The sequence below is a fragment of the Mucilaginibacter sp. 320_HR genome (genome assembly GCF_059691875.1).
In genome coordinates, this window is record NZ_JCAWAI010000003.1 from 413,903 (window position 1) to 439,955 (window position 26,053).

Consider the following 26,053-nt stretch of genomic DNA (forward strand, 5'->3'; position numbering starts at 1 on the left):
TAATTGACGAATTGATATTTTCTATAAAGTTTCTCTCCGTATTATTGCGAAATGGCAAAATGTTAATGCGCCTCTAACCAGTTTGCACCTGTACCTATCTCTACCATTATAGGCACTTCGGTTTTAATGGCATTCTTCATGTTTTCCAGTATGATAGGCTTTACAATCTCAACTTCGTGATTAGGCACGTCAAACACCAATTCGTCATGCACCTGCATCGTCATGCGTGCGTCCAGCTTACGGGCTTTAAACTCCCGGTGTATGTTGACCATGGCTATCTTGATCATGTCTGCCGCCGATCCCTGTATAGGAGCGTTTATGGCATTTCGCTCGGCAAAACCGCGAACCGTTTGATTGGCGGAGTTGATATCTCGCAGGTAACGGCGGCGGCCCATAAGGGTAGTAACGTAGCCGTTCTCGCGCGCGAAGTTCATGGTGTCGGCCATGTATTGTTTTATGCCGGGGTATTGTGCAAAGTAGTTCTCTATGATCTCGGCCGCTTCTTTACGGGGTATGCCCAGGTTCTGTGACAACCCGAATGCCGACTGCCCGTAAATGATACCGAAGTTTACTGCTTTGGCGTTCCGGCGCTGGGTACTGTCAACCTCGTCTAATCCCACGCCATACACTTTGGCAGCGGTAGCGGTATGGATGTCGATATTATTGGTAAATGCTGACCGCATATTCTCGTCTTTGCTTATTTCGGCTATAATTCGAAGTTCAATCTGCGAATAATCCGCGGAAACTATGCTGTGGTTCTCATCCCGCGGAATAAAAGCCTTGCGCACCTCGCGGCCACGTTCCGTACGGATAGGTATGTTTTGAAGGTTAGGGTTATTGGAGCTCAGTCTTCCTGTTGCAGCAACCGCCTGGTTATAGCTGGTATGTACGCGACCCGTTTTAGGATTGACCATGGTTGGCAATGCATCCACATAGGTCGATTTTAGCTTTTGCAGCTGGCGGAAATCCAGTATGTCCCGCACAATGTCGCTTTTAGAAGCAAGCGCCAGCAGCACGTCCTCACCGGTTTGGTATTGGCCCGTTTTGGTCTTTTTAGCTTTGGGGTCAAGCATCAGCTTTTCGAACAATACTTCGCCCAATTGCTTTGGTGACGCTATGTTAAAACGCACACCCGCTTTTTCATATACCGTCTTTTCTAAGCGCCCTAGATCGGTTTCCAGCTCTTTAGAAAACTCGCGCAGCGTGTCATGGTCAATGCGTACCCCTTCGTGCTCCACATCTGCCAGCACGTATATCAATGGGTTCTCTATTTCGTGCAGGAGCTTATCGGCACCTACCTCAGTTATTTTAGGTGCAAATACGTCCCGCAATTGCAGCGTAACATCGGCATCTTCGGCTGCGTAGTCTTTTATCTTTTCAATCTCCACATCACGCATATTACCCTGGTTCTTGCCCTTAGGGCCAATCAGCTCTGTAATGGAAACAGGTGTGTAGTTGAGGTAATTTTCGCTTAGCACATCCATGTTGTGGCGGGTGTCTGGGTCAATAACATAGTGCGCCATCATGGTGTCAAACAGATCACCCTTCATTTCCACATCATACCACTTCAGCATCAGGATGTCAAACTTCAGGTTCTGCCCTATCTTACTTATTGCCTCATTTTCAAATAACTGCTTAAACTCGGCGACTATCTTTTTGGTCTCTGCTTCGTCGTGCGGTACAGGCACGTACCAACCATGATGGTGTTTGATAGCGAACGATAAACCCACCAGTTCGCAATGATTGGCATCGGTGCCGGTGGTCTCGGTATCAAAGCAAATGCTTTTCTCCTGCTTTAATATATTGATGAGCTCGGCGCGTTTTTCAAACGTATCTACCAGGATGTACTCATGCTCGGTATTGTTGATATTTTTTGCCTCTGGCTGTGCCGGTGCCTCGTAAATGTCCTGCACATCTACATTAAGCGTAGTGCGGCCCTCGGCAGTTGGGTTACCAAACAAATCTGTCTGCACTGATACCGCGCGGGTTTCTGTAATGCTGAAGTCATCTCCGAAGACACGGCGGCCCAACGTACGAAACTCCAACTCGGCAAATAAGGGCTCCAGCAAATCTTTGCTGGGCGCGCACATTTCCAGACCGGCTTCGTCCAGCTCTACAGGAGAGTTAAGATTGATGGTCGCTAATCGTTTAGACATCAGGCCTTGCTCGGCATATTTTTCTACATTCTCGCGCAGCTTGCCTTTAAGTTCGTGGCTATGGGCAATTATCTCTTCAACAGAACCATATTGCTTAATGAGGGTCTTTGCTGTTTTCTCACCCACCCCCGGTATTCCAGGGATGCCATCTACGGCATCTCCCCAAAGCCCAAGTATATCAATCACCTGCTCCGGTCGTTCTATCTCCCATTTGGCAAGTACTTCCTTAACACCCAATATCTCCATATCGTTACCCATACGAGCCGGCTTGTAGATGTGGATGTTCTCAGACACCAACTGTGCAAAGTCTTTATCAGGGGTCATGCAATACACCTGGTAGCCTTTTGCCTCGGCCTTTTTTGCGAGTGTGCCTATTATATCGTCGGCCTCGTAGCCGTCTGATGTAATCAACGGGATATTAAAGCCCAGCACCACTTTAAATATGTATGGCAAGGCTTTGGACAAGTCCTCCGGCATGGCCTCACGATGCGCTTTATATGCTTCATATTCAGTATGGCGATCGGTAGGCGCATCGGTGTCAAACACTACGGCCATGTGGGTGGGCTTTTCTTTCCGCAGTACATCCAGCAAGGTATTGGTAAACCCCATTACAGCTGACGTATTAAACCCACCGGAGGTAAAACGCGGGTTTTTGCTCAATGCGAAATGCGCCCTGTAAATAAGCGCCATACCATCTAATAGAAACAGTTTTTTCATAAGATACTCATCGGTTCATCAGGTTTACTGACAGGCACGATTGTTAGTGTTTTTCAAAAATACAATTAATGTAGCTCAGCACGAACGAAATTATCTGAAAGCGCATTCTGGAATATGGTCGTTAACCATACCAGTTGCCTGCATAAATGCGTAACAAATTGTAGTGCCAAAAAACTTAAAACCACGCTTTTTCATATCCTTACTTATCGCGTCGGACTCGGGCGTACTTACCTGCGGGCCATTATAAGTGGTAACAGGCTTGCCTTCGGGCATAAAGCTGTACAGGTAATTGTTCAACGATCCAAACTCCTGCTGCACCTGTATGAATAGTTGTGCATTGCGTATAGCAGAATCTACCTTCAGGCGGTTGCGGATGATGCCCTCATCGTTTAGCAGGCGCTCTTTATCCTTCTCGTCAAAAGCAGCAACCTTCTGTACATCAAAGCCGGCAAAAGCCTTGCGGTAATTGTCCCGCCTCCGCAGGATAGTTATCCAGCTTAACCCGGCCTGAGCAGCTTCAAGTGTCAGGAATTCAAAGAACACCTTGTCATCGTGGGTGGTTCTACCCCACTCCTCGTCGTGATATTGTATGTAGAGCGGGTCTGTCCCGCACCAGCTGCAGCGGGTTAGTTCTTGAGTTGACATCTATATAGATTATGACGCCATTGCGAGGTACGAAGCAATCTTCGACAGAATGGTTTGCCAGCTTGCCTTTCGATGATTGCCACGCTATCGCTCGCAATGACGGGTTGACGTTTATTTACTTACTTTCTTCTACCGCTTCGTTCAACTCATCCCAATACTCCACGGCCCTGCGATAGTGTGGTATAACTATGGAACCGCCCACCAGGTTAGCTATCATAAATATTTCGTTCATTTCGTCAGAGTTTACTCCAGCCTCATAGCATTTGCCAAGGTGATATTTAATGCAATCATCGCAGCGGAGCACCATTGATGCTACCAGCCCAAGCATCTCTTTGGTTTTTACATCAAGAGCGCCATCTGCATAGCAGGTAGTATCCAGCGCAAAAAAACGCTTTATGTTAGTGTTAGCGGTTTCCATTATCCTATCGTTCATTTTGGTACGATAGCCTTCAAATTCATTTATTAACTTACCCATATTAATGTGTGTTTGCGTTGTGCAAATTACAACATTCGTATTGGCATCTAAATTAAAGTTTTTAGATTTACCAAAAATATTAGCAAACCTTTTCTCAAAACATTATGGAATCCTTATCACCCAATATTTTTGTAACAGACATTAACGCCTCTGTAGCATTCTACCAAACACTTGGCTTCGAACTAACCATGAGCGTACCCGAAGACGGCGCTGATCTTGTTTGGGCAATGCTTAGTTATGGTGGTGTAACTGTTATGCTGCAAACCTTCCAAAGCCTGGGTGACGACCTGCCGCAAATAAGTCGCACAGATGGTGGTTCGCTGTTGCTTTATGTAACACTTAAAGACATCAATAGCTATTATGAGCAGATAAAGGATAAAGTAACCGTGTTAAAAGGTTTGGAAAAAACATTCTATGGCGCTACAGAGTTTTCGATATTGGACAACAACAACTACGTTATAACTTTTGCAGAACACGGCGCATGATTACCTTTAAGCGCGTAGATCACTTTCACGTTTGTGTTTCACCAGAACGTCTGGAAGAGGCGCGGGAATTCTATGCTGGTGTATTAGGGCTGCAACAAATCTATAGACCGGACGATCTGTTTTCGTCTGCCGGGTATTGGTTTGATATTGGCAATGCACAGCTGCATATTGGTGTAGAGCCTGCGCTATCTCGCACTATACGGCATACCGCTGTGGAGGTGGCGGACATTAAAGCTGCAAGAACTCACCTGGAAGCAAACGGTGTGGAAATAGTTGAGGAGCCGGTAATACCCGGGCGTGAACGATTTGCTTTTATAGACCCGTTTGGCAACCGCATGGAACTGCTACAGATACTATAGCACCACCACACGTTGTAAGTTTTACACTAAGGTCTAAAACTAAGTGCTACTTTTCATCTTATAATAGTACCTGCATTAATACAATACAGTATTTCTGTTAAACTATTTAAGATGAAGATAATATCGCCCGCGATGCATGGCATTATCGACTACTGCCTAGTTTTATTCTTGTGGATAGCACCAACCGCGTTTGTTTTGCCTGAACATACCGCAAAATACGTTTACCTACTTGGCTTTGCGCACCTGTTTATTACTGCCTGCACAAATAACAACGCCGGTATATTTCGCTTTATTTCTATGAAGCTGCATGGCACCATCGAATTGGCGCTGAGCATTATTGTTTTGATATTATGCTTTACAGAGTTGCGCTATGATGAACGCGATAAAGCATTTTTCCTGACTTTTGGGGTGGTGCTGCTGGTATTATACCTGGTAACAGATTATACGGGTGGGCTTAGCTCACCAAAACGATTCAGAGGATCTGCAAGACTGCGCGGCGCGAGGACTCTCTCCTAAAAACTTCCTTAGGTTTTAAAGGTTCAGCTCAATTGCAGGGTCCCAGAAAATCTCCTTAAAATTCTGAACCTGATTGTCTATTACTTTAATGCCTTCGTGCGCTAGCAGTTGCTCCATTGTGTCGCCACCGAAATGAAACTTGCCTGTAAGCAAGCCCTGCCTGTTCACTACCCTATGTGCGGGTACTGGTGGCTGGGCAGTTCCGCACGCCATCATTGCATAACCCACAACCCGCGATGATTGCTTAGATCCAAGATAAGCAGCTATTGCACCATAGGACGTAACCCGCCCACTGGGTATCAGTCTTACCACCTGGTAAACATCATCGTAAAAGTTGCTTTGAGGCATTAAAACGAGAACTTGATGTAATTAATGTTTTTATTATGCTGCAGGTACTTCTTTTCGTAATAAGTCTTTATTGACAGCACTTCATCTGCATATGGCGAGTTATATAGATCATCAGTACTTACATCAACGGGTAGCCCGAGTTCAGTCGCTTTCTCCACAGTGTAGGCGTAAAGACCATCATTATCCGTTTTGAGATTTACGAAGCCGCCTGGCTTTAGCAGCTCTTTATATTTAGCCAAAAAGCGCGGTGCAGTAAGTCTTTTCTTTTCCCGGCTAATTTGTGGCTGAGGATCTGGAAAGGTTATCCATATTTCATCTATCTCTGCAGTTGCAAAATAGTCCAGCAAGGTTTCAATTTGTATGCGCAAAAAGCCAACGTTGTTTACACCTTCTTCCAGCGCACTTTTAGCTCCGCGCCATAAACGATTGCCTTTATAGTCTATACCTATGAAGTTTTTATCGGGGAACATTCTAGCCAGGTTCACGGTATATTCGCCTTTACCGCAGGCCAGTTCCAGCACCACAGGGTTAGTATTTTTAAAAAATTCCTGCGCCCAGTTTCCTTTTAAAGGTTTGCCTTCATCCAGCTGCAATACATTATCAAATGTTGCTATCTCAGCAAATCGCCTTAACTTATCTTTTCCCATGAGCGGCAAAAATACAGATTTTGATAATATTTACTTACCACTCGCCTAATGCTGCTCACAAACAAGTTCCTAAACAAAAAGGGATATGCAAAAAGCCTATCCCTTTAAACCGTGTTTCACAACAGGGCGAATATTATGTATAACTACCTAGCTGCTGTACTCACCAGGTTCACCCTGATGGTTAAGGGTTTCTCCCTCTTTGTAGTACTTAGCATAGGCTGGTATAATCTCCTTATCCGGCTTGTCCTCTTTCTTCTTGGTAAGTTTACTAAAGAACCCTTTTGCCTTCTCCCAAACGCCTTTAGCAGAATCTTCGCTGATGTAGTTAGATGCTTTTTGTGATATTATCCCCACCAACGTTTTCACAAGGAAGTTAGAGTGCTTAAACAAAGTTTTATTTAAGGTTAAAGGCAATGCTATGCGGGAAATCAGGCTAAGAAAATCCTGGTTGAAGAACCCGGCACTTTTTATACCATCTGCCGTTGCCGACTTTGGAAACAGAGTCATTACAGTATGTATTATAGCAGCCGGGCTGTGAAAACGTGCACGCAACGCTATAGCTTGCTCATGCTCCAGGTTCTTGAGCCGTGATATTTCAACCTTAAGGTCGTTGACATTATTGATGAGGATGCTCATAAGTACTAACGGAATAACTTTCTAACTAAAATATTAACAATCGGCCTTTCTATAGGCTTTTTAGCAACAATCAAAACTACGGCCAAAAGCAAATAGATGAGCGCCACGCAACCAAAGCCTTTCCAGTATGAATGGAACACTTCCCCGAGGAACAGCGCAAGTGTAAAGCTGGCAAACAAAAATGTTAGCATTAGGCTTATTACCACCACCAGATCAACAACAACGTTTGCTATTACTGATGTGCTTTTTTCAACAGCCTCTAACTTTAACAGCTTTAGCCGTGTTTCTACGTATTCTTTTAACTGTTCAATTATCGGGCGCGCAGCCTCTTTTTGTTGTTCCATACCAATTTATAATGCCACAGTCTTGTGCCGGGTGTATCAATTTTTAAGCGTGTTCCAGGTCATCCTGGTATTCATCCTCGGTAGATTTGATCTTTCCTTTGATGTTATCAACCACCCTGCTCTTAAGGTTCACAAGGTTGTCAATCTCTTTTGTAGCGGTCTCTTTAATGGAGTCGCCAAGATTCTTTAATGATTCAGAAAGCTTATCGCGTGTTTCTGTTCCGCTGTCTGGAGCGAGTAAAATTCCAAGCGCTGCTCCTGCTGCTAAACCGGCAAGCAATGCAACAACTACTTTTGTGTTATCGTTCATATTGTATTAATTTTTAAGTTGAATATTTGTTTTATTAATTATTAAATAAAAGTAAGGCAAGAACACATTTGGCTTATTGGTAATTACCATATAAACGCTGGCCGGCACAAAATGTTACAGTTCCGGGCCTGTTCTTATGCGCTCCAGCCGGTCTGCCGCCATGCGGTTTGTTTCGTATATTTCCAGCAATAATAAAAAATACGATAACAATAAGGGCCCAAAAACAAGGCCAAGAATACCGAACAGCGGCAAGCCGATAAATACCCCTATGATAGAAATAATAGGATGCGTATTACCCACTCGTTTATTTATGATCACTCTTAATACATTATCTACGTTGCCTATAAACAACAAGCCGTAAGCAAGCAATAATATGCCCTTAAAGTTTTGTCCGTTAGCGAAGAATATAAGACTAGCCGGGATACACATTGTGGGGGCACCAACCACCGGCAGGAAGGACAGGAACACCCCCACAAAGCCCCAGAATATAGCATCGGGTATCTGGAAAGCGTAAAAGCCCATGGCTAATAGGGTACCCTGCGTTAAAGCAATAATTCCCTGGCCTAAAACATTTGAATACGTAGAGTCGCGCAGTGCCTGTGCGAATTTAAGTGCATGCTGCTCTCGAAAGGGAGCATACTTTAGTAACCCTGTCTCAAACGCACGCATTTGTACAAACATAAAGTACATTAAAAAGTACATTACGAGCAACGTGATGATAATGCTTGCGGCACTGCCCAGCAACGATGGGAAAAGATCTGCGGCGTAAGCGCCTAGTTTTTTAAAGGTATCTTCGGCGAAGTGTGGCTGCCCCAGGTTTTCACCGGTAAAAGCATCTATCTTCTGCGTCCATTGATCTATCGGAAGATTGCTTTTATTGATGCTGGCAATTTTGCCGATGATCATAATGCTCATGGATAAGAACGGTATCACGATTACTATCAGCGATATAGCAATGATAATCAGTGCGGATATAGTTGAGTTGAACTTGCGCCTCTCAACCATGTAAAGATAAAACGGGCGAAAAATGGTGAACAGCACAATGGCGCCAAGGATTGAGCTGAACAGCTCGCTTAAAGCATAAAGCAGGAAACACCCCAGCACAATAATGCTTACCAATATGATGTTATTGCGCTGCTTGTAATTAAAGATGGACATTCCTGCGGAAAAAGCTTAAGTACGGTATCGGTATGTAAACAGAAACTGGATTGTAAAGTTTTAGCGCAGAGCCCTGTATATGAATTATTCCTGAACGGGTATTATAGCCAGCAGCTCGTCTATCTTACGTGCCGAAATTACAATACTGTTCGCAAACATTTGCTGCTCCTCATTCACGTCTTCCAACTCAAACTTCAATGCTTCTATAGCAAGCTGAATGTTGGACAACTGGTTTTTAATATCATGCTTAAGCATTAACAGCTCATCAGCGCCGGGCATGTTCGCGGTAGAACCTTCCATTATTACTTTAGGTTAATCGCCTTCATTTTATTGTAAAGGGTCTTGCGGTCTATGTTAAGTATTTCCGCTGCCTTCGTTTTATTAAAATTAACCTCTCTCAGCACCTTCAATATCGTTTCATGCTCCGCACCCAATGCAGCATATTTAAGATCGTGCTTAGGCGCTTCACGTACCTCTGCCGGCGCGGCGTAGGAGGCTTGCCCCTGGCCCGTATCATAGCTGCCGGTCATCTTGAAGTTTGTTATTTCTAAAGGCAGGCTTTTTAGCATCACTTCATTACCTTCGGTAAGCAATGTGGCCCGGCGTACAACGTTTTTCAGTTCGCGTATGTTCCCCTGCCAGCGATAGTTCATAAAGCAGTCTACCACTTCCGGCGAAAAGCTGGTTACGTTACGGTCTAGCTCCTGGTTGGCTATTTTCAGAAAGTGCTCCGCCAGCATCATTATATCGTTACCCCTGTCGCGCAACGGGGGCATATAAATAGTAAACTCGTTGAAACGATGATAAAGGTCCTCACGGAACTTTCCTTTACTTATGCTTTCCTGCAAATTTTCGTTTGTGGCGATAATGATACGCACATCCAGGTCAATCTCTTTGGTGCTCCCTATACGCTTTACTTTACGTTCCTGAACGGTACGCAGCAGGGCAGCCTGTATCTCGTAAGATAAGTTGCCAACCTCGTCTAAAAACAAGGTGCCGCCGTTAGCCATTTCAAAGTGGCCTATTTTAGTAGCAAAGGCGCCTGTGAACGAGCCTTTCTCGTGCCCGAAAAATTCGCTTGCCGCTAGTTCTTTGGTAAGCGAGCCGCAGTCCATAGCAATAAACGGCTGATCGGCGCGAAGGCTGTTCAAGTGGATGCTTTTAGCCACCGACTCCTTGCCAGTGCCGCTTTCACCCAGTATAATAACACTATAATTGGTTGGTGCAACTAGCTCTATCTGCCTTAACAACTCCTTTGAAGCACGGCTGGCTCCTGTAACAAATTCCGCAGAGAGTATTTGCTTCTTTGTTTCTTTCTGAGGTTTCTCACTTTCGCTTCCGGAAGCATAACTGTTATTGGCTAGTTCCTGCAATGCGTACTGCGTTTCAATGGCTTTATTTATGGTTGTGAGTATCTCGTCGGGGTAAAGCGGTTTGGTGATGTAATCATACGCTCCCATCTTTATCAGTTCTACCGCCATTTTAATATCGCTATAGCCGGTTATAATAATAACCCCGGTCTGCGGGTACTGCGCCTTAATATTCTTCAGCATTTCACGGCCGTCGGTATCTTCCAGCCTGAAATCGCACAGCACCAGCTGGTACTCCCTGTTCCTTAGGCATTCCATGCCTTTTTCTCCGTTTGCCGCGGTATCAACTTCAAAACCATTGCGTGTCAAAAATTTCGATAGCAACAGCCCAACATTCACTTCGTCATCAATGATGAGAATTTTTTTCATGACAGCAATAAACTGGTAATTGGTAAACGTATTGTGCAGGTCAAGGTACAAATATTTGATAATTTTTAAGAATAATTGTTATCCAATATGTAAATACCGCACATTTTTAGGCACAAAAAAAGAGGGCTTACGCCCTCTTTCCCAATTGTTGTTTTTCTGGAGATAGTTGTATTCTTTTTGTTAGAAACCGTAAGCTAAACGCAGGCCTACAAAGTTCACTTTGCTGTTATCAAAGTTGCTGCTGTACTTGGTAGTAGCTTCGTAACGGATGCCTGCATCAATAAAGCTGCTTGCGCTTACCGGGAACTGTACACCAATCTGCGGAGCGTATACAAACGCTGTAGACTTGTCGTTGAAGAAATCAGATTTGTTTAACAGGAATGCAGCACCAGCTTCGCCCTGGATGTAAAAGTTTGATACCGGGAAGAACTTTAAACCAGCTTTAACAGGCAATAATTGTACGTTAGGTACATCAAAGCCGGTAGGGCCAACATTCTTCTCTCCGAATACGTTATTGTAACCTGCGTTAATAGTTACAAACAATTGGCTGGCAACAGGGATATCTGCCTGTAACGAACCACCAAGGTTCCATTTGTAGGCATCATTAAAGCTGCCGGTTGGTACGCCTGCTTCTACACCAATGCTGTAGCGGATACCGTTAGATGTAGTAGTAGAAGTTGTTGTTGATTGTGCTTTTGCACCAAGTGATAAACCTGCGAATGCTAAAGCAATTGTTGCGATTTTGAAAATGTTTTTCATGATCTTTTAAATTAAACTCTAAGTGTGTTTGAAACACGAAGCAAATTAAAGCACGAAAAAACAGATGTTTTTTCATCCAATTGTCAGGTTTATTCAATCAATTGATTAACAGTAATTTATTTTTTGACCAATGGGGTATATTAGTCAACAAAGTGTAAAAAGCTGGTGCAAATAGCAATTTTCTGTCATAAAGAAGAAGCTGTTTTGTTCCTAAAAAGTACCCTGGAAGCGGCTAAAAAGCGCAAAACGCTATTTACCGGTAAATAATGGCTTGCGTTTTTGCAAAAAAGCATCAACACCTTCTTTAAAATCAGAGGTGGAAAAACACTGCCCGAATTTTGTTATTTCAGTTTCGAATCCGTTTACACCGTCTGTTGCAGCAGCATTAATAGATCTTATTGCGGCAGCCAAGGCAAGGGGAGCCCTGCTTAATATTTTAGTCGTTATCTCCTCTGCTTTTGCAAGCAGTTCTGTTTGAGGAACAACAGCGTTTACCAATCCGCTCTGCAGTGCTTGTTCAGCAGCAACCATATCAGCCGTCAGGATCATCTCTAGTGCCTTACCGCGGCCAACCAGTTGTGTTAAGCGCTGCGTGCCACCATATCCCGGAATGAGGCCTAGGGTGACCTCCGGCAAACCCATTTTGGCATTGTCAGAGGCTATGCGGATATGACACGCCATAGCCAGTTCAAGTCCGCCGCCGAGTGCAAAGCCATTTACTGCAGCTATTACCGGCTTACCCGAATTAGCTATCAGATCAAACACATTACTCTGCCCCTCACGCGCTATAGCTGCACCGCCTTGTTCATCTACACCGGCAAACTCTGCTATATCTGCGCCAGCAACAAATGCCTTGTTACCCGCACCGGTAATAATAATTCCTCCAACACTCTGGTCCGCAATCGCGGCAGTAATTGCTTTGTTAAGCTCCTGCAGTGTTTGCCTGTTGAGCGCATTAAGCTTGCTTTCGCGATTTATAGTGATGTATAATATACGGTCCTTTTGCTCGGTAAGAAGGTTTTCGTATGCCATGGCTACAGATTAAAAGTTACGGTTCTGATGTACCCAGTTTGTAATGTATGTTACAATTTCCTGGGTACTGGTGCCGGGGGGGAACAGTTCGCCAACGCCCAATTTCTTTAGCTCGGCCATATCATCGGCAGGTATAATGCCGCCACCGGTAAGCAGAACATCATCCATTTGCTTTTCTTTGATAAGCTTTAATACTTTGGGGAATACCGTCATGTGCGCACCAGATAGGATGCTGATACCTATTGCATCCACGTCCTCCTGCAAGGCGGTGTTCACCACCATTTCGGGCGTTTGGCGCAATCCGGTATATATTACTTCCATGCCGGCATCGCGTAAGGTAGTTGCAATAATGCGTGCACCGCGGTCGTGCCCGTCCAGGCCTACCTTTGCCACTAATACCCGTATAGGCCTGTTAAATTGGTTATTGCTCATAAGAATATCCGGAGCTAATGCTAACCAAAGGTAACAGAAAGTATGAAGATGCAGAACACTGCAAAGTATTTTGAAAAGGAAAGGCGGCAGTGTATAGCTGCCGCCTTCTATTTACTTTTTCTTATTGTTTACTGTAGCTACCACAACTGCCGTTACTGCGGCTACGGCTAACACTTTCTTAAGAAGTCCCATCTTATTGTACTTAAGATCGGCCTTCATGCCACGCTCCGCAATAATATTAGGGAAGTGGCCGCCTTTTATGTCCTCAATAATGCCTTCCCATACGTTTATACGGTCCGCAAGTATAAGCGGTATCCAATGGCGATACCTGTCTTCACTATGGGTAAATGCCCACCGGCGTATCATTCCGCTTAACCCTTTGGGCGGCGTGCTGGTACCAAAAACTCTTGTTATCGCAGGCCGCTCTATAGATTGTAAAATTTCGACAGTTTTAGGCTGCTGCGGCTCTCGCTCGTAGTTTATACGGTTATGATCGTCCCCAGTGTAATTCTTCATCGGGTAAGTAGGTTCATTCTCGGGGTCTGCATCCATTCCCCACCCCGGTATGCTTTTATAATCAGTGTTTCTGCTTTCCATGATGTTGTGGTTTTATGGGATAAGTACCGTTTTAATACAATTATCCAGTTTAGACGAGAAAATGTTATATGCTTCGGCGACTTCCTGAAGGGGCACCCTGTGGGTGATGATCTCTTTAGGATTGAGCCTGCCCGACTGTACATGGTCAATTAACCTTGGCAGCAACCTTTTTACTGAAGCCTGGTTGGCACGTATTGTAAGCCCTTTGTTTACGACATTGCCGATAGGTATCATATTATACGGCGGGCCATATACACCAACTACGGAAACGATGCCGCCTTTTTTTACACCATTTATAGCCCACTGCAAAGCGGTGCCTGCACCGGCTTGCAGCAAGGCAACGCGACCAGTAAAGGTTTGCAAAGTATTGCCTTCAGCTTCGCAGCCCACTGCATCAATACAAACATCAGCACCCAGCCAGTCAGTGGTTTTCTTCAGGAACAAAACCGGATCTTCCAGCTCTTTAAAGTTATAAGCTTCGCATTTGGCGTAATTACGGGCAAATTCCAAGCGATAATCTATATGATCGATAATGATAACGCGTGACGGGCCAAAGAACCAGGCGCATCTTGCCGCCATAATGCCTATAGGCCCTGCGCCAAAAATAACCACAGTATCGCCCTCTTTTATACCACCCATTTCGCAGGCTTGGTAAGCTGTGGGCACTACGTCTGTTAACAATACAGCGTCATCAGGGTCCATATCGGCAGGTATAACTGTTGGGCCTACATCTGCATAAGGAACACGTACGTATTGTGCCTGTCCGCCGTCAAAGCCGCCGGCTGTATGCGAGTAACCAAATATGCCACCTACGGCAGTAGCCATTGGGTTAGATTCATGGCAGTTACCAAACAGACCTTGCTTACAAAAAGTACATTTGCCACAAGCGATATTAAATGGCACCATTACATGGTCGCCTACTTTAAGGTTTTGTACCGATGGGCCTATCTCTTCTACTATACCGATAAATTCGTGCCCAAAGGTTTGGCCCACACGTGTATCAGGCACCATCCCATGGTACAAGTGAAGGTCTGATCCGCAAATGCACGAACGGGTTACGCGTACAATGGCATCGCTCGGATGCAGTATTTCGGGCATTGGCTTCTCCTCTGCCCTGACCCTATACGGGCCTCTGTAGTTCATAGCTAGCATAGATGTATGTTTTGGTTTAATGATATTGCTGCACATCAGCCGCGGTGCCGATATGTAACAGATAACTTTAAATCAAAAAGCAAGCCACTTAATAACGTTATAGGAAAATATATTAATCTGAAGATAAATACATTCAACACAATCGGTCCTTAAACCAATTATAAGAGTATATTGGCTTGCTTGTAACATCTGCTGGCGTATGCGCTTACAGCAGAATTAAGGTTAGGAGTGGCGCCGCCATTCATTTACAAGTGTTTGAAAGGCGGTATATTGTGCTAAATTCTGTACTTTTGCGCCTCTGTTACGAACACCATGAGCGAAGAAAAATCATTAAATTTTTTAGAGGAGATTGTAGAGGAAGACCTGGCGGCAGGCAAGCACGGCGGCCGTGTTTTAACACGTTTCCCTCCCGAACCTAACGGTTACCTGCATATTGGCCACGCAAAGTCGATATGCCTTAACTTCGGCCTTGCGCAGCGTTATGGTGGCAAAACCAACCTCCGTTTTGATGATACCAATCCTGTAAAGGAAGACGTGGAATACGTTGACAGTATAAAAGAGGACGTTAAGTGGCTTGGCTTTGAATGGGCGCAGGAACTATACGCCAGCGACTACTTTGACAAACTGTATGAATTTGCCGTAACCCTGATCAAAAAAGGCCTGGCATATGTCGATGACAGTACTGCCGAGGAAATAGCCGCTCAAAAGGGCACGCCTACCGAGCCGGGTACCGGTAACGAATACCGCAACCGCAGTGTAGAAGAAAACCTGCAGCTATTTGCCGATATGAAAGCCGGCAAATACCCTGATGGGGCCAAGGTACTTAGGGCCAAGCTGGACCTTGCGTCATCAAACATGCACCTGCGCGACCCATTGATGTACCGCATTAAACATGCGCACCATCACCGCACTGGCGATGCCTGGTGCATTTACCCGATGTATGATTTTGCCCACGGCCAAAGCGATGCTATTGAAGAAATAACGCACAGCATTTGTACGGTGGAGTTTATCCCCCACCGCCCGTTATACGAATGGTTTATAGAGCAACTGGAGCTTTTCCCAAGTAAGCAATATGAGTTTGCCCGCCTTAATTTAAACTACACGGTAATGAGCAAGCGCAAGCTGCTGCAGTTGGTTACCGAAGGCCATGTTGAAGGCTGGGATGATCCGCGCATGCCCACCATTAGCGGCCTGCGCCGCCGTGGTTATACGCCGGCCAGCATCCGCGAGTTTTGCGAACGCATTGGCGTGGCCAAACGCGAGAACATGATTGATGTGGGCTTGCTGGAGTTTTGTATACGCGAAGACCTGAACAAAAAGGCATGGCGCCGCATGGCTGTGCTTGACCCGGTTAAGCTGGTAATGGATAACTATCCCGAAGGGCAAACCGAATACTTTAGCGGTGAGAATAATCCCGAAGCCGAAGGTGGCGATGGCAGCCGCGAGTTTCCGTTTGGTCGTGAGATATGGATAGAGCGCGAGGATTTTATGGAAGTGCCCGCTAAGAAATATTTCAGGCTGAGTATTGGCGGTATGGTACGCTTAAAGAACGCTTACATCATTAAAGGTGAAAGCGTTGTGAAAGATGCCGATGGCAACATTACCGAGATACACTGCAGCTACCTGCCGGAATCTAAAAGCGGTAACGACACCAGCGGATTAACTGTTAAAGGCACCATCCACTGGGTGAGCGTAGAGCATGCTAAAACCGCCGAAGTACGCCTGTACGACCGCTTGTTCCAGGTAGAAGACCCAAGCAATGAAGACGGCGACTTTAAAGATTACATTAATCCGAACAGCCTGCACGTAATATCGCCGGCCTATATAGAGCCCGATCTGGCTAACGCTATTGCCGGAGTACCGGTTCAGTTCATGCGCAAAGGCTACTTTGTACTGGATAAAGATTCGACAGCCGACAAACTGGTGTTTAACCGCACGGTTACACTAAAAGATGGCTGGGTGAAGAAATAAGCCGAAAGGTAAAAGCTTAAAGGCGAAGGGTGATGAACCTTTCGCCTTTTTTTATTCCCCTCTTGAGAGGGGCGGGTGTGTTTCGCCGCAGAAGAACAACATTCTCCTACAAAACACAAACGATAACAAGCTAATTACCTCTAGCCTCTAAGGAACGGATGGCGCAACCGGAGCCGGTGCGACCACTGCTGGCGTCACAACCGGTACGGCAGGCACAGGCGTAACCATTGTCATCCCACTTAAATTAAACAGCACATCCAGGTCACACGGTGTTAACTGAGGCGATACGTCTGCTTGTATAAAATGACGCTTAAAAGCAACAATAGCTGCTGGCAGGTTGCTGGTATCATAGCCAATCAGCCGCAGCGCTGTTGTGGTATCAAAATTTTCGGGAGCAGGCTGAATGTTTACACCCGGCCATATGCCAAAGCCTTTTTGAGCAAGCACAGCCCACGGGAACAGCGCGCCAGGATCAGGTTTACGGGGCGGAGCAATATCTCCATGACCAATAAAGTTTGCTGTTGGAATGTTGTAAGCTTTTTTAAGCTGGGCAAGCAGCACCAGCAAGCTTTTCATCTGCGCGGGGGCAAAAGGTTCCTTACCGTTGTTATCCAGCTCTATTCCAATCGAGCAGCTGTTCATATCGCTGATGGTACCCCATTTGCTCACACCTGCATGCCAGGCGCGCAGGTAATCGTTCAGCATGTGTACCACTTTGCCGTCCTTAGCCACCACGTAGTGGGCGCTCACCTGCGGCTTTACTAAGGTGAAAGTTCTTAGCGTTTGAGCGAGCGAGTCCTGCGCGGTGTAATGGATAATAACGTAGTTGGGTTTACGCAGGTTAAAGTTAACCGTACCCACCCATTCGCTGGCGATTGGTTTGCCGACGCTGTCCAGCAGTGCAGCCGGGAGTTCCTGCTGCAGCACAGCTACGAGGCTATCTGTTTGCTTGTGGTGAACCTCATTGGTAAGCGCGTAAGGGCCCTTGCGCGAACAGCTCGAAAGCGCTACCGCGGCAGCAATAATCAATACACAAAATTTTATGGGAACAATGCGGAAAGTAAATGTTGGCATGGTGATATAAACAAACTACAGGCTATTTGTTCGCGACAGACGCACAAACCAGCTGTTAACGCAGCTAAGTTAGTAATTACAAGATTGGAATGCAGAATGGCAGCGCCGGCCTGCTGAAGGAGAACATAAACCTAACTCCTAAAATGTTTAATTATTGCATCAAGCGCTATAAAATTTCTCCTCTGGCGAAAAGCACCTGCGTTTTTGTGAAATTATCCTTATTTTTATCGGCATAAAACATTAACTCATAGATACCTAAGCCCATCATATGGTAAAACTTTACTCCCTGTTTTTACTGGCCCTTATACTAGTTACAGGCCAATCTTTTGCCCAGGCTCCTCAAATAAGCTACCCCGCTACTGCAAAGTTTAATGTTGGCGCTAAGATCACACCCGTTACGGTAACATCCACAGGCGGCGCTGTACCTAACGAGCGTTATTCTAAAGTAACCACTATAGCAGGCGATGGCTTCTACGGCTATAAAGATACAACTGTAGCGCTGGCTGCAAGGTTTGCCAGCCCGGTGAATGCTACTATTGATAAATCCGGCAATATTTACGTGGCGGACGCGAACCTCAACGTTATCAGGAAGATCTCGAAAGGCGGTGTGGTAAGTGTACTGGCAGGTAACCCGAAAGCAAAACCCGGAGCCCTGAACGGACAAGACACCGCTGCGCGTTTCAATTACCCTACAGGCGTAGCAGTTGACTCTAAAGGTAATGTGTTCGTAGCTGACCGGGGCAATAGCATGATCCGTAAGATTACGCCAACAGGGTTGGTCACCACTTTGGCGGGTTTTGTTAATGCAGGAGATGTTGATGGCTATACCACCACCGCAAGGTTTAACCTGCCATACAGCTTAACCGTAGATGCTAACGACTTTATATACGTTGCTGATACTTATAATAATAAAATCAAACGCATCACACCTGACGGATATGTAGCCACCATAGCAGGAACAGGCGCTTACGGCAATAGCGACGGCGGAGCAGTCACTACTGCGAGTTTTAAGATCCCTTACAGCATAGCAGTTGATAAAAATCATGACTTATATATTGCCGATCAGAATAATAATTCTATCCGTAAGTTTACTGCTAGTACCAATCAGGTTACTACGCTTACTGATACACTTAACAAAAAACCTTACAGCGTTGCAGTAGATGACCTTGGCCGGGTGTATATGACCAATGTGGAGACCTTCAGCATCCTGCAATTTGGTCCGGATGGTAAGCAGATAGGTAACATCCCATTCTCGGGCGGTAGCTTCCGAAAGATTGTTGACGGAACCGATACCCTCAGCAGCTACAGGGGCAGCATGGGCCTGTTTTACGACGGTGCCGACAACATGATCGTAACCGAACCTTACGGCAGCGTAATTCGTAAGGTAGCTGTGCATGGTTATACAGTTACACCTCACCTGCCGCGCGGGCTGGAGCTGGACGGCAATGGTAACATCACCGGCACGCCTGAAGTAATTAGCCCCGCAACAAAGTATACCATAACCGCCTATAACAGCAAAGGATCGGCAAGCGCGGTAGTTACCCTGGAGGTTGCCATTGGTACGCAAACCATCACGTTTGATAAACTCCCGGCAAAAACATACGGCGATACCGATTTTCCGCCGGGCGCCACCAGTACCGATACCCTCATTAAAATCAGGTACACCAGCAGCAATCCCGCGGTGGCAACTATCTTAAAAGATTCCGTTATACATATTGTTGGCGCGGGTACAACCACCATTACCGCCAGCCAGCCGGGTAACGTAAACTACCTGCCCGCCCCTGCTGTATCGCAGCAGCTGGTGGTAAACAAAGCACCTTTAACCGTAAAAGCGGTAGACGTGATCCGTACCGACGGGTTCGACAACCCTGAGCTGCCGGTTAGCTACACCGGCTTTGTTTATAAGGACTCCGCAGCTGTACTCACCAAACTGGCAACAACGCAAACTACCGCGGTTAAAACATCTGCCGTAGGCGATTACCCCATCCAAGTGAGCGGTGCAGAAGCTGCTAATTATTCGTTCGTCTACGTTCCGGGTAAGTTAACGGTGTTCCCTATACCTACCATTACAGCGCAGGGTGCTACATCAATAGTTAAGGGCGGTTTTGTATTGTTAAAGGCTAGCCCCAACAAAGGTGGCTACACTTACCAGTGGACGTTTAACGGCATCCCTATCCCGGGCGCTACCGACAGCACCTACGCAGCTAAAGAAACAGGCGGTTACAACGTTTCTCTTTCCGCCCGCAATTACACCACCTACTCGCTGTACACCAACGTGCTTGCCCAGTTAAAATTGGCTCCCGATAACTTTAAACTACAGCTGAACAGTGTTACCTGCAAAGGCAGTAACAACGGATCGATATTTATTTCTACAAAGCAAAAGCTGAAGTACACGGTAGTTATCAGCGGTAACAACCTTAACAACCCTATCGAGTTTACCGATACGCTTACCATCCGCAACCTGTCGCCAGGCAATTACTCGCTCTGCTTTACGGTAGAGAACGAGGTATTTTCGCAATGTAACCAGGTCAACATCAGCGAGCCTAAGGACCTGTCGGTATATACCACCGTTAACAAAACTTTAAACAACGTTAACCTGCAGCTGGATGGCGGTAAAAACTACACCATCACCATCAACAACAATAAATACCAAACCACCCAGCGGGACATTACCCTGCCGCTGATGAACGGGGTAAACAAGGTTACCGTTACTACCGACGCGCTGTGCCAGGGCATTATAGAAAAGGTGATCACCGTGAACGACCGGCTGGTACCTTATCCAAACCCTTTTAACAGCGTGCTGTATGTGAACGTGGGTAACGACAACGTAAAGAACGTACAGGTGAACATTTTTGGCCTTACAGATGGCAAGCCGGCGCATACCGCAAGCTTCACCAATAAAGCAGGCGTGCTGGAGCTAAACCTTTCGGCACTGCCAAACGGCCTGTACTACTTAAACCTAAGCCTGGACGGACGTACCAGCGGCTTTAAAATCATCAAGAAGTAATGAAGAAATACATCTATATCCTGTTCATTTGCATCCTGGCAGCAGGCTGCAGGAAAAAGGGAGGCCCCGGACCGGCACCTGGCGCGGCTATATTAATAGCGCCCGCTAAAGACCTTCCCTGCTTTACCGGTACAGTAGTATCGCAAACAGAAAGCGCTGTTGCGTTTAGCTGGAATGCTGCCGATAACGCTTCGGCATACACGCTCACCATTAAAAACCTGTTAACCGCTACCGAAAGCACCCAGGAAACCACTACCCCAAACGCAACCGTTACGCTGCTGCGCAATACCCCGTATTCGTGGCATGTAAAATCTAAAGCGAGCCGGAACACTATTGTTACCGATAGCGAAATATGGAAGTTTTACAATGCAGGGCCGGGCATCACCACTTTCGCTCCTTACCCGGCCGAACTGCTTACCCCAACTTTTGGCCAATTGTTTGACAACGGTACCACCAAAGTAAACCTTACCTGGAAAGGTTCTGCTGTAGACAATAACATCACCGGCTACATAGTTTACTTTGGACCAAAGGCCAACCCCGACGTTTTCCGTGAACGCACTACCGACAGCTTTGTGAACGATGTTACCGTAAGCAGCAACACTACGTACTACTGGCGCGTGGTAAGTATAGATGCGAACGGCAACATATCCGACTCTGGCATCAGCAACTTTTACGTAAAGTAGCATTTACAGCTTAGCGACTGTTTAAGCGTATTTAGAGGAGGTGTTACTAACACTAACATGAGATTCGGTCAGGCCGAAGTATAGGTGGGCGTTGCCTGCGGCCGGGCTTTGTAGGGCTGCGCTTCGCTCCGGCCCTACGGGCTAAACCCTTACAATCCCTAACGCTGGCCGACTCACCCCGACGTCGCTTCGCCCGTCGACCCTCTCTCCGCTATGCGCAAAGAGGGTTAGGACTATCGTCATTGCGAGCGATATCGCGGCAATCTCCCGACATGCTTGCCGACTTCCGTTCTATACGGAGATTGCTTCGTACCTCGCAATGATGCGAGGGATACTGAACGACCAAACACGTTCGTCATTGCGAGCGATGATAGAGTAAAGGCATTTCTCATGAACAGAAACACACAATTCACTCTAACTCTTACCATTAAAAGATGGCACCATTCTTAAGATGTCAACCAAGAAGCAAAATTTGGAAATAAATTTCTATGTTTAGAATTAAGTCTTAAATTCATGAACCTAGCTGCGCTTAAACAAGTTTTTATTGATAATGGATGTGAAAAAGTTTATGTAAAAACCTTATCAGCGAACGACAATTCCAAGAACCAAGTTTATTTAAGCGGTAGCTACGATATACTAAATATCTTTCCAATTAGTGACATTAAAGGAGATGCTTCCGGTGATTGGAAGAAAGAAAGGTTTAAAGCCACTATAAACTTTGCATGGATAACAGATGAAGGTAATATTTCCCCTGCACCCAACTCGCAATTTATTCTATATCCAAAATATCCAGAGGTACGCTTTTCAGGCTTTCTATTAAATTCCGTACATGCTCCATCAGATTTGATGACGGTTCGATTACCTGGACGTCTGCTTTTATTAGGGGTTGCTAAAAGTGGATTAACACTAGGTTATGTGTGTGCGCCAGATTCAGAAATGGCTAACGGAATCAATTCCATGCAAGGTGCCACTGCTCATGGGGTCTTTAGAATATTAGAACTTGAGCCAGAGATAGATCACCGCGGAATACTATTGAAGGAGTTACTAAGAATACATAAATCCGGCTGGATAGAATCTAAGAGATTACATAAGAGTGGACAAATATTACCCTGTGTTTCTTCGAATTGTGGAGGTTATACGTTAGAGGCGGAGTTAGGAATTTCAGCAAACGGCTATTCCGAGCCAGACTTTTTAGGTTATGAGATAAAACAATTTAAAGCTAACAACTTTGAAAAACTTTCAAGCGAAGTTATAACCTTAATGACGCCAGAACCTACTGGAGGATTTTATGTAGACAAAGGAATAGATCCATTCATAAGAACATATGGATATAATGATAAAAGTGGCAGACCAGACCGCCTTAACTTCGGCGGAATTCACAAGTCTGGTATAAATCAACCTCTGACAGGTTTGACTCTAGAGCTTGTTGGGTTTGATACCGCTACTACTAAGATTAGAAATGTAAATGGATCAATTTCATTAATTGATAAAAATGGAAATGAAGCCTCTAGCTGGAGTTTCACTTCCCTAATCAAACATTGGAATCGGAAGCATAATCAAGCATGTTATGTACCCTCACAAATTGTAAAAACGCCTACGCAAAAGTACATGTATGGGAATAACGTACTTTTAGGATATGGAACAGATTTTCAGCTATTTTTAGGACAAATGGCTGTTGGCAATATCTATTATGATCCCGGTATAAAAATGGAAAATGCATCTACTAAACCTGAAATAAAAAGAAGGAGCCAATTCAGAATCAAATCAGGTAATCTGTCGTTTTTATACCATCAAAGTGAAATAGTAAACATATTAGCGCTTTAGATTTTAAATGACGTCAGTAAATTTACTAATTCCTTACCCACAACTTCGATGAGCGGTGTAACAACCGAGTTGCCAAACTGCTTATAAGCCTGGTTGTCGGAAACTGGTATCCTAAAACTTTTATCGCCTTGATTTACCGGATATCCCTGCAACGCGGCACATTCTTCTGGCGTCAGCCTCCGAGGGTTTGCTCCAACTTGCGGAATTAATATCTCTGCGCCATCTTTATAGTATCGCGCACTTATCGTCCGGGATATTCCTTCAAGATTTACAAGCCCAAACCCAAAACCATTCCCTTTTAGTTTATGCTTTACTGCGTATTGTTGCAAATACTCCCATAGCTTATCTGTTAAAGTATATTTTGGATCAACATTATCCTTCAATATCGATTTTATTTGATGGGAAGGCTCAGGTAGTTTAACCTGATTAAAGTCAAACTTTATATCCTGTCCAAATTTCCGCTTATCGAAACCAACGATTAATGTCCTATCTCTATGTTGTGGCACAAAATGCTTTCCATTTAGTACACGAAAATCAAATGAGTAATCAAGGTCTTCTAACGTCTGTTTTATTACCTTGAAAGTATTTCCTTTATCATGAGACACCAAGTTCTTTACGTTTTCAAGAAAGAAAGCTTTTGGTCGGTGCTTTTCAATTATTTCGGTGACATGAAAAAACAAGTTACCTTGTTTTTCATCTTCAAATCCGTGCTTTCTACCTAAACTATTCTTTTTGGAAACGCCTGCTATTGAGAATGGCTGACATGGAAAGCCCCCACAAAGAATATCAAACTTTTTCGGTATAAAGGATTTTACTTCGTCCTTGGTAATATCTCCAAATGGTGTTTCCCCAAAGTTAGCAAAGTAGGTTTTTTGAGCGTACTTATCGTACTCCGAACTATAAACACATAGGCCACCTACATTTTGCAGCGCAAGACGAAAGCCGCCAATACCAGCAAAAAGGTCAATAAAAGTAAATTTTTCTGTTCCCTTTTTAGGTCCGGGAAAAGGAATATCTGTTACATCAAACAAGTTTCGCTGAACAGCTTGGTACAATAGTTCCGGTTCATGGAAATCGCTCTTACTTTCTTTTGCTATGGCGTACGCCTTGTCTTTGTAAACTGGATTTTTTGTTACAACAAAATGGGTGAGTACTGCCGAGTCTAATTCATCACTTACAAGCTCAGAATAAGCTTTAGAAGATTTAACTGCCATTAGTTAAGCCTCCCTTCGAAAGCTTCACTATTGAAGAATTCTCTTAAAGTGACATCAAGTGCACAAATTATTCTTTCGAGGTTTATTACAGAAACGTTTCTTTTCCCGTTCTCTACTTCGTTAATGTAAGTCTTATCTATCTCTGCTTTAAAGGCTAAAGCTTCTTGGGTGAGTTTTAAATTGGTTCGGTATTCCTTTATGCGCAAACCAATTTTCTTCCGAATATCCATCTCGGAAAGGTATCTGCTATTCGACTATAAGTCAATCGGATATAAGTGAACTTTGGCGATTTATTAAGTCTTGAGAGAGGCTGCTAAATTATCAAGTGTAGTTTTGAAATTTGCAGGTTTTAGCTCACATTCCCATAGCTTTATTATCTGCCACCCTGCTGCTCTAAGCAGCTTTTCTGCTTTACTATCATTAGCAGCATTGCCCTGTATTTTATTAAGCCACCATCCGGTTCTGGTCTTGGGTACCACATAATACTTACAGCCCTCATGTCCATGCCAAAAGCAGCCATGTATGAAAATGACCGTCTTATACTTAGGTAAAACAATATCGGGTTTGCCCGGCAGATCTTTAACGTGCAGGCGGTAGCGAAAACCTTGCGCGTGCAGAAACTTACGCACCAGCAGTTCGGGCTTGGTGTCCTTACTGCGTATTCGGGACATATTGTAGCTTCGGGTTTCTTTAGAGTGCACATCTGCCATAACTAACAAACGGCAGGTATTCTTCTTTGTTTAAACCTGCTCTTCAGGGCTTATAAATAAACTTTATATAAATAACTAGCCCTGCATACAACAACATTACTACACCTATTATACAGACCATAATCACCAGCAGTGTTTTTTGCCAGCTCCATACAATAGGCTTTACATGGGGGAAAAACTTTTCGCGGACAGATATTAACACTATTAAAGCGGCAATTACTATGGGCACCCATAGGTAGCGCCAACCCCAATCTTTAAGGTAGAGCCAGCGTGCCTTCCAGCGTTCGCTCTGCGGTACATCTATATCGGTAACAAAGTAATTGCCGTTATAAGATCGCCCTATTTTTATCACCAGCTGCTTTTTTTGCTTCAACAGGAAATATGCGGTGCGGCTTGCTTCCAGCGTAAGCGGCTGGCCGTGGTATATAAAAGTAACGTCGGTACGGTCCCACCCGGTTTTGCGGTAAACTATCTTTTCTATGTCTTTTATCTTCAGGGTTTCAGTGGTGGTCGGTTTTAGCAATGCCGATAGTAGAAGTTCGGTTTTTATAGAGGTAAAATAACTTGTCACAAACAACGCCATGCACGCTCCCAAAAAGTAGCCGAAAAAGCCGTACCATTTGCTCCCGCTTGAAAACACGCCGCGTAGGGCAATGTACACCGCCGCCGGAAACAATATACCGCACACCCACCAGGCCAGCGTAGCCGAACCTTCGCTGGTGTACATGTTCAGGAATACCAGCCCGAGCAAATAGGTACCAATTACCCACCCGACGTAAACAACGGATATGATGGTCTCGTACGGTTTAATGGGGTTTTTAGATGGCGCTTGGTTCGGGCTCTGCATAGTGTATAAAACTAAAAAAGCAGTAACAGGTTTTAAAGGCCGTGTTTGCAAATTCATCGGCAAACTGCTAACATAACTATCATTTCCAAATAGCAATTGCGAACGGTGGCTAAATACGCCGATAGGCCCATACAGTATTTTCAACCTAATGCTGGTCGACTTAAAAAAATGTGGTTTTTAAAGGTTTTTGCTCATCAGGAAACAGGCACTCAAAAC

Annotated in this window: 28 protein-coding genes; 7 read left to right on the forward strand and 21 right to left on the reverse strand. The window is 45.0% G+C overall.

Annotated elements, in window-relative coordinates; translation table 11 throughout:
• Positions 1-62 precede the first annotated feature (62 nt).
• The 3 genes from polA to AC59GT_RS12350 all read right to left on the reverse strand — a co-directional run bounded on the left by polA (position 63) and on the right by AC59GT_RS12350 (position 3,993).
• Entirely contained in the window at positions 63-2,873 is a 2,811-nt protein-coding gene (gene polA / locus AC59GT_RS12340; protein WP_497237920.1) for a DNA polymerase I, read from the reverse strand.
• 90 nt (positions 2,874-2,963) lie between these two features.
• Entirely contained in the window at positions 2,964-3,518 is a 555-nt protein-coding gene (locus AC59GT_RS12345) for a DNA-3-methyladenine glycosylase I (protein WP_497237921.1), read from the reverse strand.
• Positions 3,519-3,633: 115 nt separating this feature from the next.
• Positions 3,634-3,993: a carboxymuconolactone decarboxylase family protein gene (locus tag AC59GT_RS12350; RefSeq protein WP_497237922.1), complete on the reverse strand. Its 360-nt coding sequence runs from the start codon at positions 3,991-3,993 to the stop codon at positions 3,634-3,636.
• 104 nt (positions 3,994-4,097) lie between these two features.
• On the opposite strand from AC59GT_RS12350, the gene AC59GT_RS12355 reads away from it, so the two are divergent.
• The 3 genes from AC59GT_RS12355 to AC59GT_RS12365 all read left to right on the forward strand — a co-directional run bounded on the left by AC59GT_RS12355 (position 4,098) and on the right by AC59GT_RS12365 (position 5,353).
• On the forward strand, positions 4,098-4,478 hold the full coding sequence (locus AC59GT_RS12355) for a VOC family protein (protein WP_497237923.1): 381 nt from the start codon (positions 4,098-4,100) through the stop codon (positions 4,476-4,478).
• A complete protein-coding gene (locus tag AC59GT_RS12360) occupies positions 4,475-4,837 on the forward strand; it encodes a VOC family protein (protein WP_497237924.1) in 363 nt (120 codons plus the stop codon). The genes AC59GT_RS12355 and AC59GT_RS12360 overlap by 4 nt, the downstream gene beginning before the upstream one ends.
• Before the next feature lie 111 nt (positions 4,838-4,948).
• Complete coding sequence (locus tag AC59GT_RS12365) at positions 4,949-5,353, forward strand: hypothetical protein (protein WP_497237925.1); 405 nt, start codon at positions 4,949-4,951, stop codon at positions 5,351-5,353.
• A 15-nt stretch (positions 5,354-5,368) separates the two neighbouring features.
• Here AC59GT_RS12365 and AC59GT_RS12370 read toward each other — a convergent pair whose 3' ends face one another.
• The 13 genes from AC59GT_RS12370 to AC59GT_RS12430 all read right to left on the reverse strand — a co-directional run bounded on the left by AC59GT_RS12370 (position 5,369) and on the right by AC59GT_RS12430 (position 14,498).
• Positions 5,369-5,701: an MGMT family protein gene (locus AC59GT_RS12370; RefSeq protein WP_497237926.1), complete on the reverse strand. Its 333-nt coding sequence runs from the start codon at positions 5,699-5,701 to the stop codon at positions 5,369-5,371.
• On the reverse strand, positions 5,701-6,348 hold the full coding sequence (gene trmB / locus AC59GT_RS12375; RefSeq protein ID WP_497237927.1) for a tRNA (guanosine(46)-N7)-methyltransferase TrmB: 648 nt from the start codon (positions 6,346-6,348) through the stop codon (positions 5,701-5,703). Before trmB ends, AC59GT_RS12370 begins: the two co-directional genes overlap by 1 nt.
• A gap of 147 nt (positions 6,349-6,495) precedes the next feature.
• A complete protein-coding gene (locus AC59GT_RS12380; RefSeq protein WP_497237928.1) occupies positions 6,496-6,984 on the reverse strand; it encodes a hypothetical protein in 489 nt (162 codons plus the stop codon).
• A 5-nt stretch (positions 6,985-6,989) separates the two neighbouring features.
• A complete protein-coding gene (locus AC59GT_RS12385; protein WP_497237929.1) occupies positions 6,990-7,328 on the reverse strand; it encodes a phage holin family protein in 339 nt (112 codons plus the stop codon).
• A gap of 43 nt (positions 7,329-7,371) precedes the next feature.
• Positions 7,372-7,638 (reverse strand): YtxH domain-containing protein, encoded by a 267-nt coding sequence (locus AC59GT_RS12390; RefSeq protein ID WP_117383486.1) that lies wholly within the window; start codon positions 7,636-7,638, stop codon positions 7,372-7,374.
• 114 nt (positions 7,639-7,752) lie between these two features.
• Positions 7,753-8,796, reverse strand: a complete 1,044-nt coding sequence (locus AC59GT_RS12395) for an AI-2E family transporter (protein ID WP_117383485.1) — start codon at positions 8,794-8,796, stop codon at positions 7,753-7,755.
• A gap of 84 nt (positions 8,797-8,880) precedes the next feature.
• Positions 8,881-9,096 (reverse strand): hypothetical protein, encoded by a 216-nt coding sequence (locus AC59GT_RS12400; RefSeq protein WP_497237930.1) that lies wholly within the window; start codon positions 9,094-9,096, stop codon positions 8,881-8,883.
• Between the two features lie 2 nt (positions 9,097-9,098).
• The gene (locus tag AC59GT_RS12405) at positions 9,099-10,535 is read right to left on the reverse strand and encodes a sigma-54-dependent transcriptional regulator (protein ID WP_497237931.1); all 1,437 of its coding nucleotides are present in this window, start codon (positions 10,533-10,535) and stop codon (positions 9,099-9,101) included.
• 180 nt (positions 10,536-10,715) lie between these two features.
• Positions 10,716-11,294, reverse strand: a complete 579-nt coding sequence (locus tag AC59GT_RS12410) for an outer membrane beta-barrel protein (RefSeq protein WP_497237932.1) — start codon at positions 11,292-11,294, stop codon at positions 10,716-10,718.
• A 249-nt stretch (positions 11,295-11,543) separates the two neighbouring features.
• Positions 11,544-12,326 carry an enoyl-CoA hydratase/isomerase family protein gene (locus AC59GT_RS12415; protein ID WP_497237933.1) on the reverse strand — a complete coding sequence of 261 codons (783 nt, stop codon included), beginning with the start codon at positions 12,324-12,326 and terminating at the stop codon, positions 11,544-11,546.
• A gap of 9 nt (positions 12,327-12,335) precedes the next feature.
• Positions 12,336-12,758: a cobalamin B12-binding domain-containing protein gene (locus tag AC59GT_RS12420; RefSeq protein ID WP_497237934.1), complete on the reverse strand. Its 423-nt coding sequence runs from the start codon at positions 12,756-12,758 to the stop codon at positions 12,336-12,338.
• A gap of 111 nt (positions 12,759-12,869) precedes the next feature.
• The gene (locus AC59GT_RS12425) at positions 12,870-13,355 is read right to left on the reverse strand and encodes a hypothetical protein (protein WP_497237935.1); all 486 of its coding nucleotides are present in this window, start codon (positions 13,353-13,355) and stop codon (positions 12,870-12,872) included.
• A 12-nt stretch (positions 13,356-13,367) separates the two neighbouring features.
• Positions 13,368-14,498, reverse strand: coding sequence for a zinc-dependent alcohol dehydrogenase (locus AC59GT_RS12430; protein ID WP_497237936.1), 1,131 nt, complete (start codon positions 14,496-14,498; stop codon positions 13,368-13,370).
• Between the two features lie 321 nt (positions 14,499-14,819).
• Between AC59GT_RS12430 and AC59GT_RS12435 the strand changes: the two genes are divergently transcribed.
• Positions 14,820-16,478, forward strand: coding sequence for a glutamine--tRNA ligase/YqeY domain fusion protein (locus AC59GT_RS12435; RefSeq protein WP_497237937.1), 1,659 nt, complete (start codon positions 14,820-14,822; stop codon positions 16,476-16,478).
• Between the two features lie 147 nt (positions 16,479-16,625).
• Here the strand turns inward: AC59GT_RS12435 and AC59GT_RS12440 are convergent, their stop codons facing one another.
• Positions 16,626-17,552, reverse strand: coding sequence for an N-acetylmuramoyl-L-alanine amidase (locus tag AC59GT_RS12440; protein ID WP_497237938.1), 927 nt, complete (start codon positions 17,550-17,552; stop codon positions 16,626-16,628).
• A gap of 268 nt (positions 17,553-17,820) precedes the next feature.
• Here AC59GT_RS12440 and AC59GT_RS12445 point away from each other — a divergent pair, with 268 nt between their 5' ends.
• From AC59GT_RS12445 to AC59GT_RS12455, 3 genes are all read left to right on the forward strand, one after another.
• Positions 17,821-20,559 carry an MBG domain-containing protein gene (locus tag AC59GT_RS12445; protein WP_497237939.1) on the forward strand — a complete coding sequence of 913 codons (2,739 nt, stop codon included), beginning with the start codon at positions 17,821-17,823 and terminating at the stop codon, positions 20,557-20,559.
• Complete coding sequence (locus AC59GT_RS12450; RefSeq protein WP_497237940.1) at positions 20,559-21,242, forward strand: hypothetical protein; 684 nt, start codon at positions 20,559-20,561, stop codon at positions 21,240-21,242. Before AC59GT_RS12445 ends, AC59GT_RS12450 begins: the two co-directional genes overlap by 1 nt.
• A gap of 513 nt (positions 21,243-21,755) precedes the next feature.
• Complete coding sequence (locus AC59GT_RS12455) at positions 21,756-23,066, forward strand: MvaI/BcnI family restriction endonuclease (protein ID WP_497237941.1); 1,311 nt, start codon at positions 21,756-21,758, stop codon at positions 23,064-23,066.
• On the opposite strand, the gene dcm is transcribed toward AC59GT_RS12455, so the two are convergent.
• The 4 genes from dcm to AC59GT_RS12475 form a co-directional block, all read right to left on the reverse strand.
• Positions 23,063-24,280, reverse strand: coding sequence for a DNA (cytosine-5-)-methyltransferase (dcm, locus tag AC59GT_RS12460; protein WP_497237942.1), 1,218 nt, complete (start codon positions 24,278-24,280; stop codon positions 23,063-23,065). The two genes, AC59GT_RS12455 and dcm, sit on opposite strands and share 4 nt — an antisense overlap.
• Positions 24,280-24,510 carry a helix-turn-helix domain-containing protein gene (locus AC59GT_RS12465; RefSeq protein WP_497237943.1) on the reverse strand — a complete coding sequence of 77 codons (231 nt, stop codon included), beginning with the start codon at positions 24,508-24,510 and terminating at the stop codon, positions 24,280-24,282. Before AC59GT_RS12465 ends, dcm begins: the two co-directional genes overlap by 1 nt.
• A 63-nt stretch (positions 24,511-24,573) precedes the next feature.
• Complete coding sequence (locus AC59GT_RS12470) at positions 24,574-24,990, reverse strand: very short patch repair endonuclease (protein WP_497237944.1); 417 nt, start codon at positions 24,988-24,990, stop codon at positions 24,574-24,576.
• A 43-nt stretch (positions 24,991-25,033) separates the two neighbouring features.
• Positions 25,034-25,837, reverse strand: coding sequence for a hypothetical protein (locus AC59GT_RS12475; protein WP_497237945.1), 804 nt, complete (start codon positions 25,835-25,837; stop codon positions 25,034-25,036).
• Positions 25,838-26,053 lie beyond the last annotated feature (216 nt).

What these genes read in the sequence shown, in the direction of transcription:
- polA (WP_497237920.1), bottom strand. Translation starts at nt 2,873, where the DNA reads ATGAAAAAACTGTTTCTATTAGATGGTATGGCGCTTATTTACAGGGCG.
- AC59GT_RS12345 (WP_497237921.1), bottom strand. Translation starts at nt 3,518, where the DNA reads ATGTCAACTCAAGAACTAACCCGCTGCAGCTGGTGCGGGACAGACCCG.
- AC59GT_RS12350 (WP_497237922.1), bottom strand. Translation starts at nt 3,993, where the DNA reads ATGGGTAAGTTAATAAATGAATTTGAAGGCTATCGTACCAAAATGAAC.
- AC59GT_RS12355 (WP_497237923.1), top strand. Translation starts at nt 4,098, where the DNA reads ATGGAATCCTTATCACCCAATATTTTTGTAACAGACATTAACGCCTCT.
- AC59GT_RS12360 (WP_497237924.1), top strand. Translation starts at nt 4,475, where the DNA reads ATGATTACCTTTAAGCGCGTAGATCACTTTCACGTTTGTGTTTCACCA.
- AC59GT_RS12365 (WP_497237925.1), top strand. Translation starts at nt 4,949, where the DNA reads ATGAAGATAATATCGCCCGCGATGCATGGCATTATCGACTACTGCCTA.
- AC59GT_RS12370 (WP_497237926.1), bottom strand. Translation starts at nt 5,701, where the DNA reads ATGCCTCAAAGCAACTTTTACGATGATGTTTACCAGGTGGTAAGACTG.
- trmB (WP_497237927.1), bottom strand. Translation starts at nt 6,348, where the DNA reads ATGGGAAAAGATAAGTTAAGGCGATTTGCTGAGATAGCAACATTTGAT.
- AC59GT_RS12380 (WP_497237928.1), bottom strand. Translation starts at nt 6,984, where the DNA reads ATGAGCATCCTCATCAATAATGTCAACGACCTTAAGGTTGAAATATCA.
- AC59GT_RS12385 (WP_497237929.1), bottom strand. Translation starts at nt 7,328, where the DNA reads ATGGAACAACAAAAAGAGGCTGCGCGCCCGATAATTGAACAGTTAAAA.
- AC59GT_RS12390 (WP_117383486.1), bottom strand. Translation starts at nt 7,638, where the DNA reads ATGAACGATAACACAAAAGTAGTTGTTGCATTGCTTGCCGGTTTAGCA.
- AC59GT_RS12395 (WP_117383485.1), bottom strand. Translation starts at nt 8,796, where the DNA reads ATGTCCATCTTTAATTACAAGCAGCGCAATAACATCATATTGGTAAGC.
- AC59GT_RS12400 (WP_497237930.1), bottom strand. Translation starts at nt 9,096, where the DNA reads ATGGAAGGTTCTACCGCGAACATGCCCGGCGCTGATGAGCTGTTAATG.
- AC59GT_RS12405 (WP_497237931.1), bottom strand. Translation starts at nt 10,535, where the DNA reads ATGAAAAAAATTCTCATCATTGATGACGAAGTGAATGTTGGGCTGTTG.
- AC59GT_RS12410 (WP_497237932.1), bottom strand. Translation starts at nt 11,294, where the DNA reads ATGAAAAACATTTTCAAAATCGCAACAATTGCTTTAGCATTCGCAGGT.
- AC59GT_RS12415 (WP_497237933.1), bottom strand. Translation starts at nt 12,326, where the DNA reads ATGGCATACGAAAACCTTCTTACCGAGCAAAAGGACCGTATATTATAC.
- AC59GT_RS12420 (WP_497237934.1), bottom strand. Translation starts at nt 12,758, where the DNA reads ATGAGCAATAACCAATTTAACAGGCCTATACGGGTATTAGTGGCAAAG.
- AC59GT_RS12425 (WP_497237935.1), bottom strand. Translation starts at nt 13,355, where the DNA reads ATGGAAAGCAGAAACACTGATTATAAAAGCATACCGGGGTGGGGAATG.
- AC59GT_RS12430 (WP_497237936.1), bottom strand. Translation starts at nt 14,498, where the DNA reads ATGAACTACAGAGGCCCGTATAGGGTCAGGGCAGAGGAGAAGCCAATG.
- AC59GT_RS12435 (WP_497237937.1), top strand. Translation starts at nt 14,820, where the DNA reads ATGAGCGAAGAAAAATCATTAAATTTTTTAGAGGAGATTGTAGAGGAA.
- AC59GT_RS12440 (WP_497237938.1), bottom strand. Translation starts at nt 17,552, where the DNA reads ATGCCAACATTTACTTTCCGCATTGTTCCCATAAAATTTTGTGTATTG.
- AC59GT_RS12445 (WP_497237939.1), top strand. Translation starts at nt 17,821, where the DNA reads ATGGTAAAACTTTACTCCCTGTTTTTACTGGCCCTTATACTAGTTACA.
- AC59GT_RS12450 (WP_497237940.1), top strand. Translation starts at nt 20,559, where the DNA reads ATGAAGAAATACATCTATATCCTGTTCATTTGCATCCTGGCAGCAGGC.
- AC59GT_RS12455 (WP_497237941.1), top strand. Translation starts at nt 21,756, where the DNA reads ATGAACCTAGCTGCGCTTAAACAAGTTTTTATTGATAATGGATGTGAA.
- dcm (WP_497237942.1), bottom strand. Translation starts at nt 24,280, where the DNA reads ATGGCAGTTAAATCTTCTAAAGCTTATTCTGAGCTTGTAAGTGATGAA.
- AC59GT_RS12465 (WP_497237943.1), bottom strand. Translation starts at nt 24,510, where the DNA reads ATGGATATTCGGAAGAAAATTGGTTTGCGCATAAAGGAATACCGAACC.
- AC59GT_RS12470 (WP_497237944.1), bottom strand. Translation starts at nt 24,990, where the DNA reads ATGGCAGATGTGCACTCTAAAGAAACCCGAAGCTACAATATGTCCCGA.
- AC59GT_RS12475 (WP_497237945.1), bottom strand. Translation starts at nt 25,837, where the DNA reads ATGCAGAGCCCGAACCAAGCGCCATCTAAAAACCCCATTAAACCGTAC.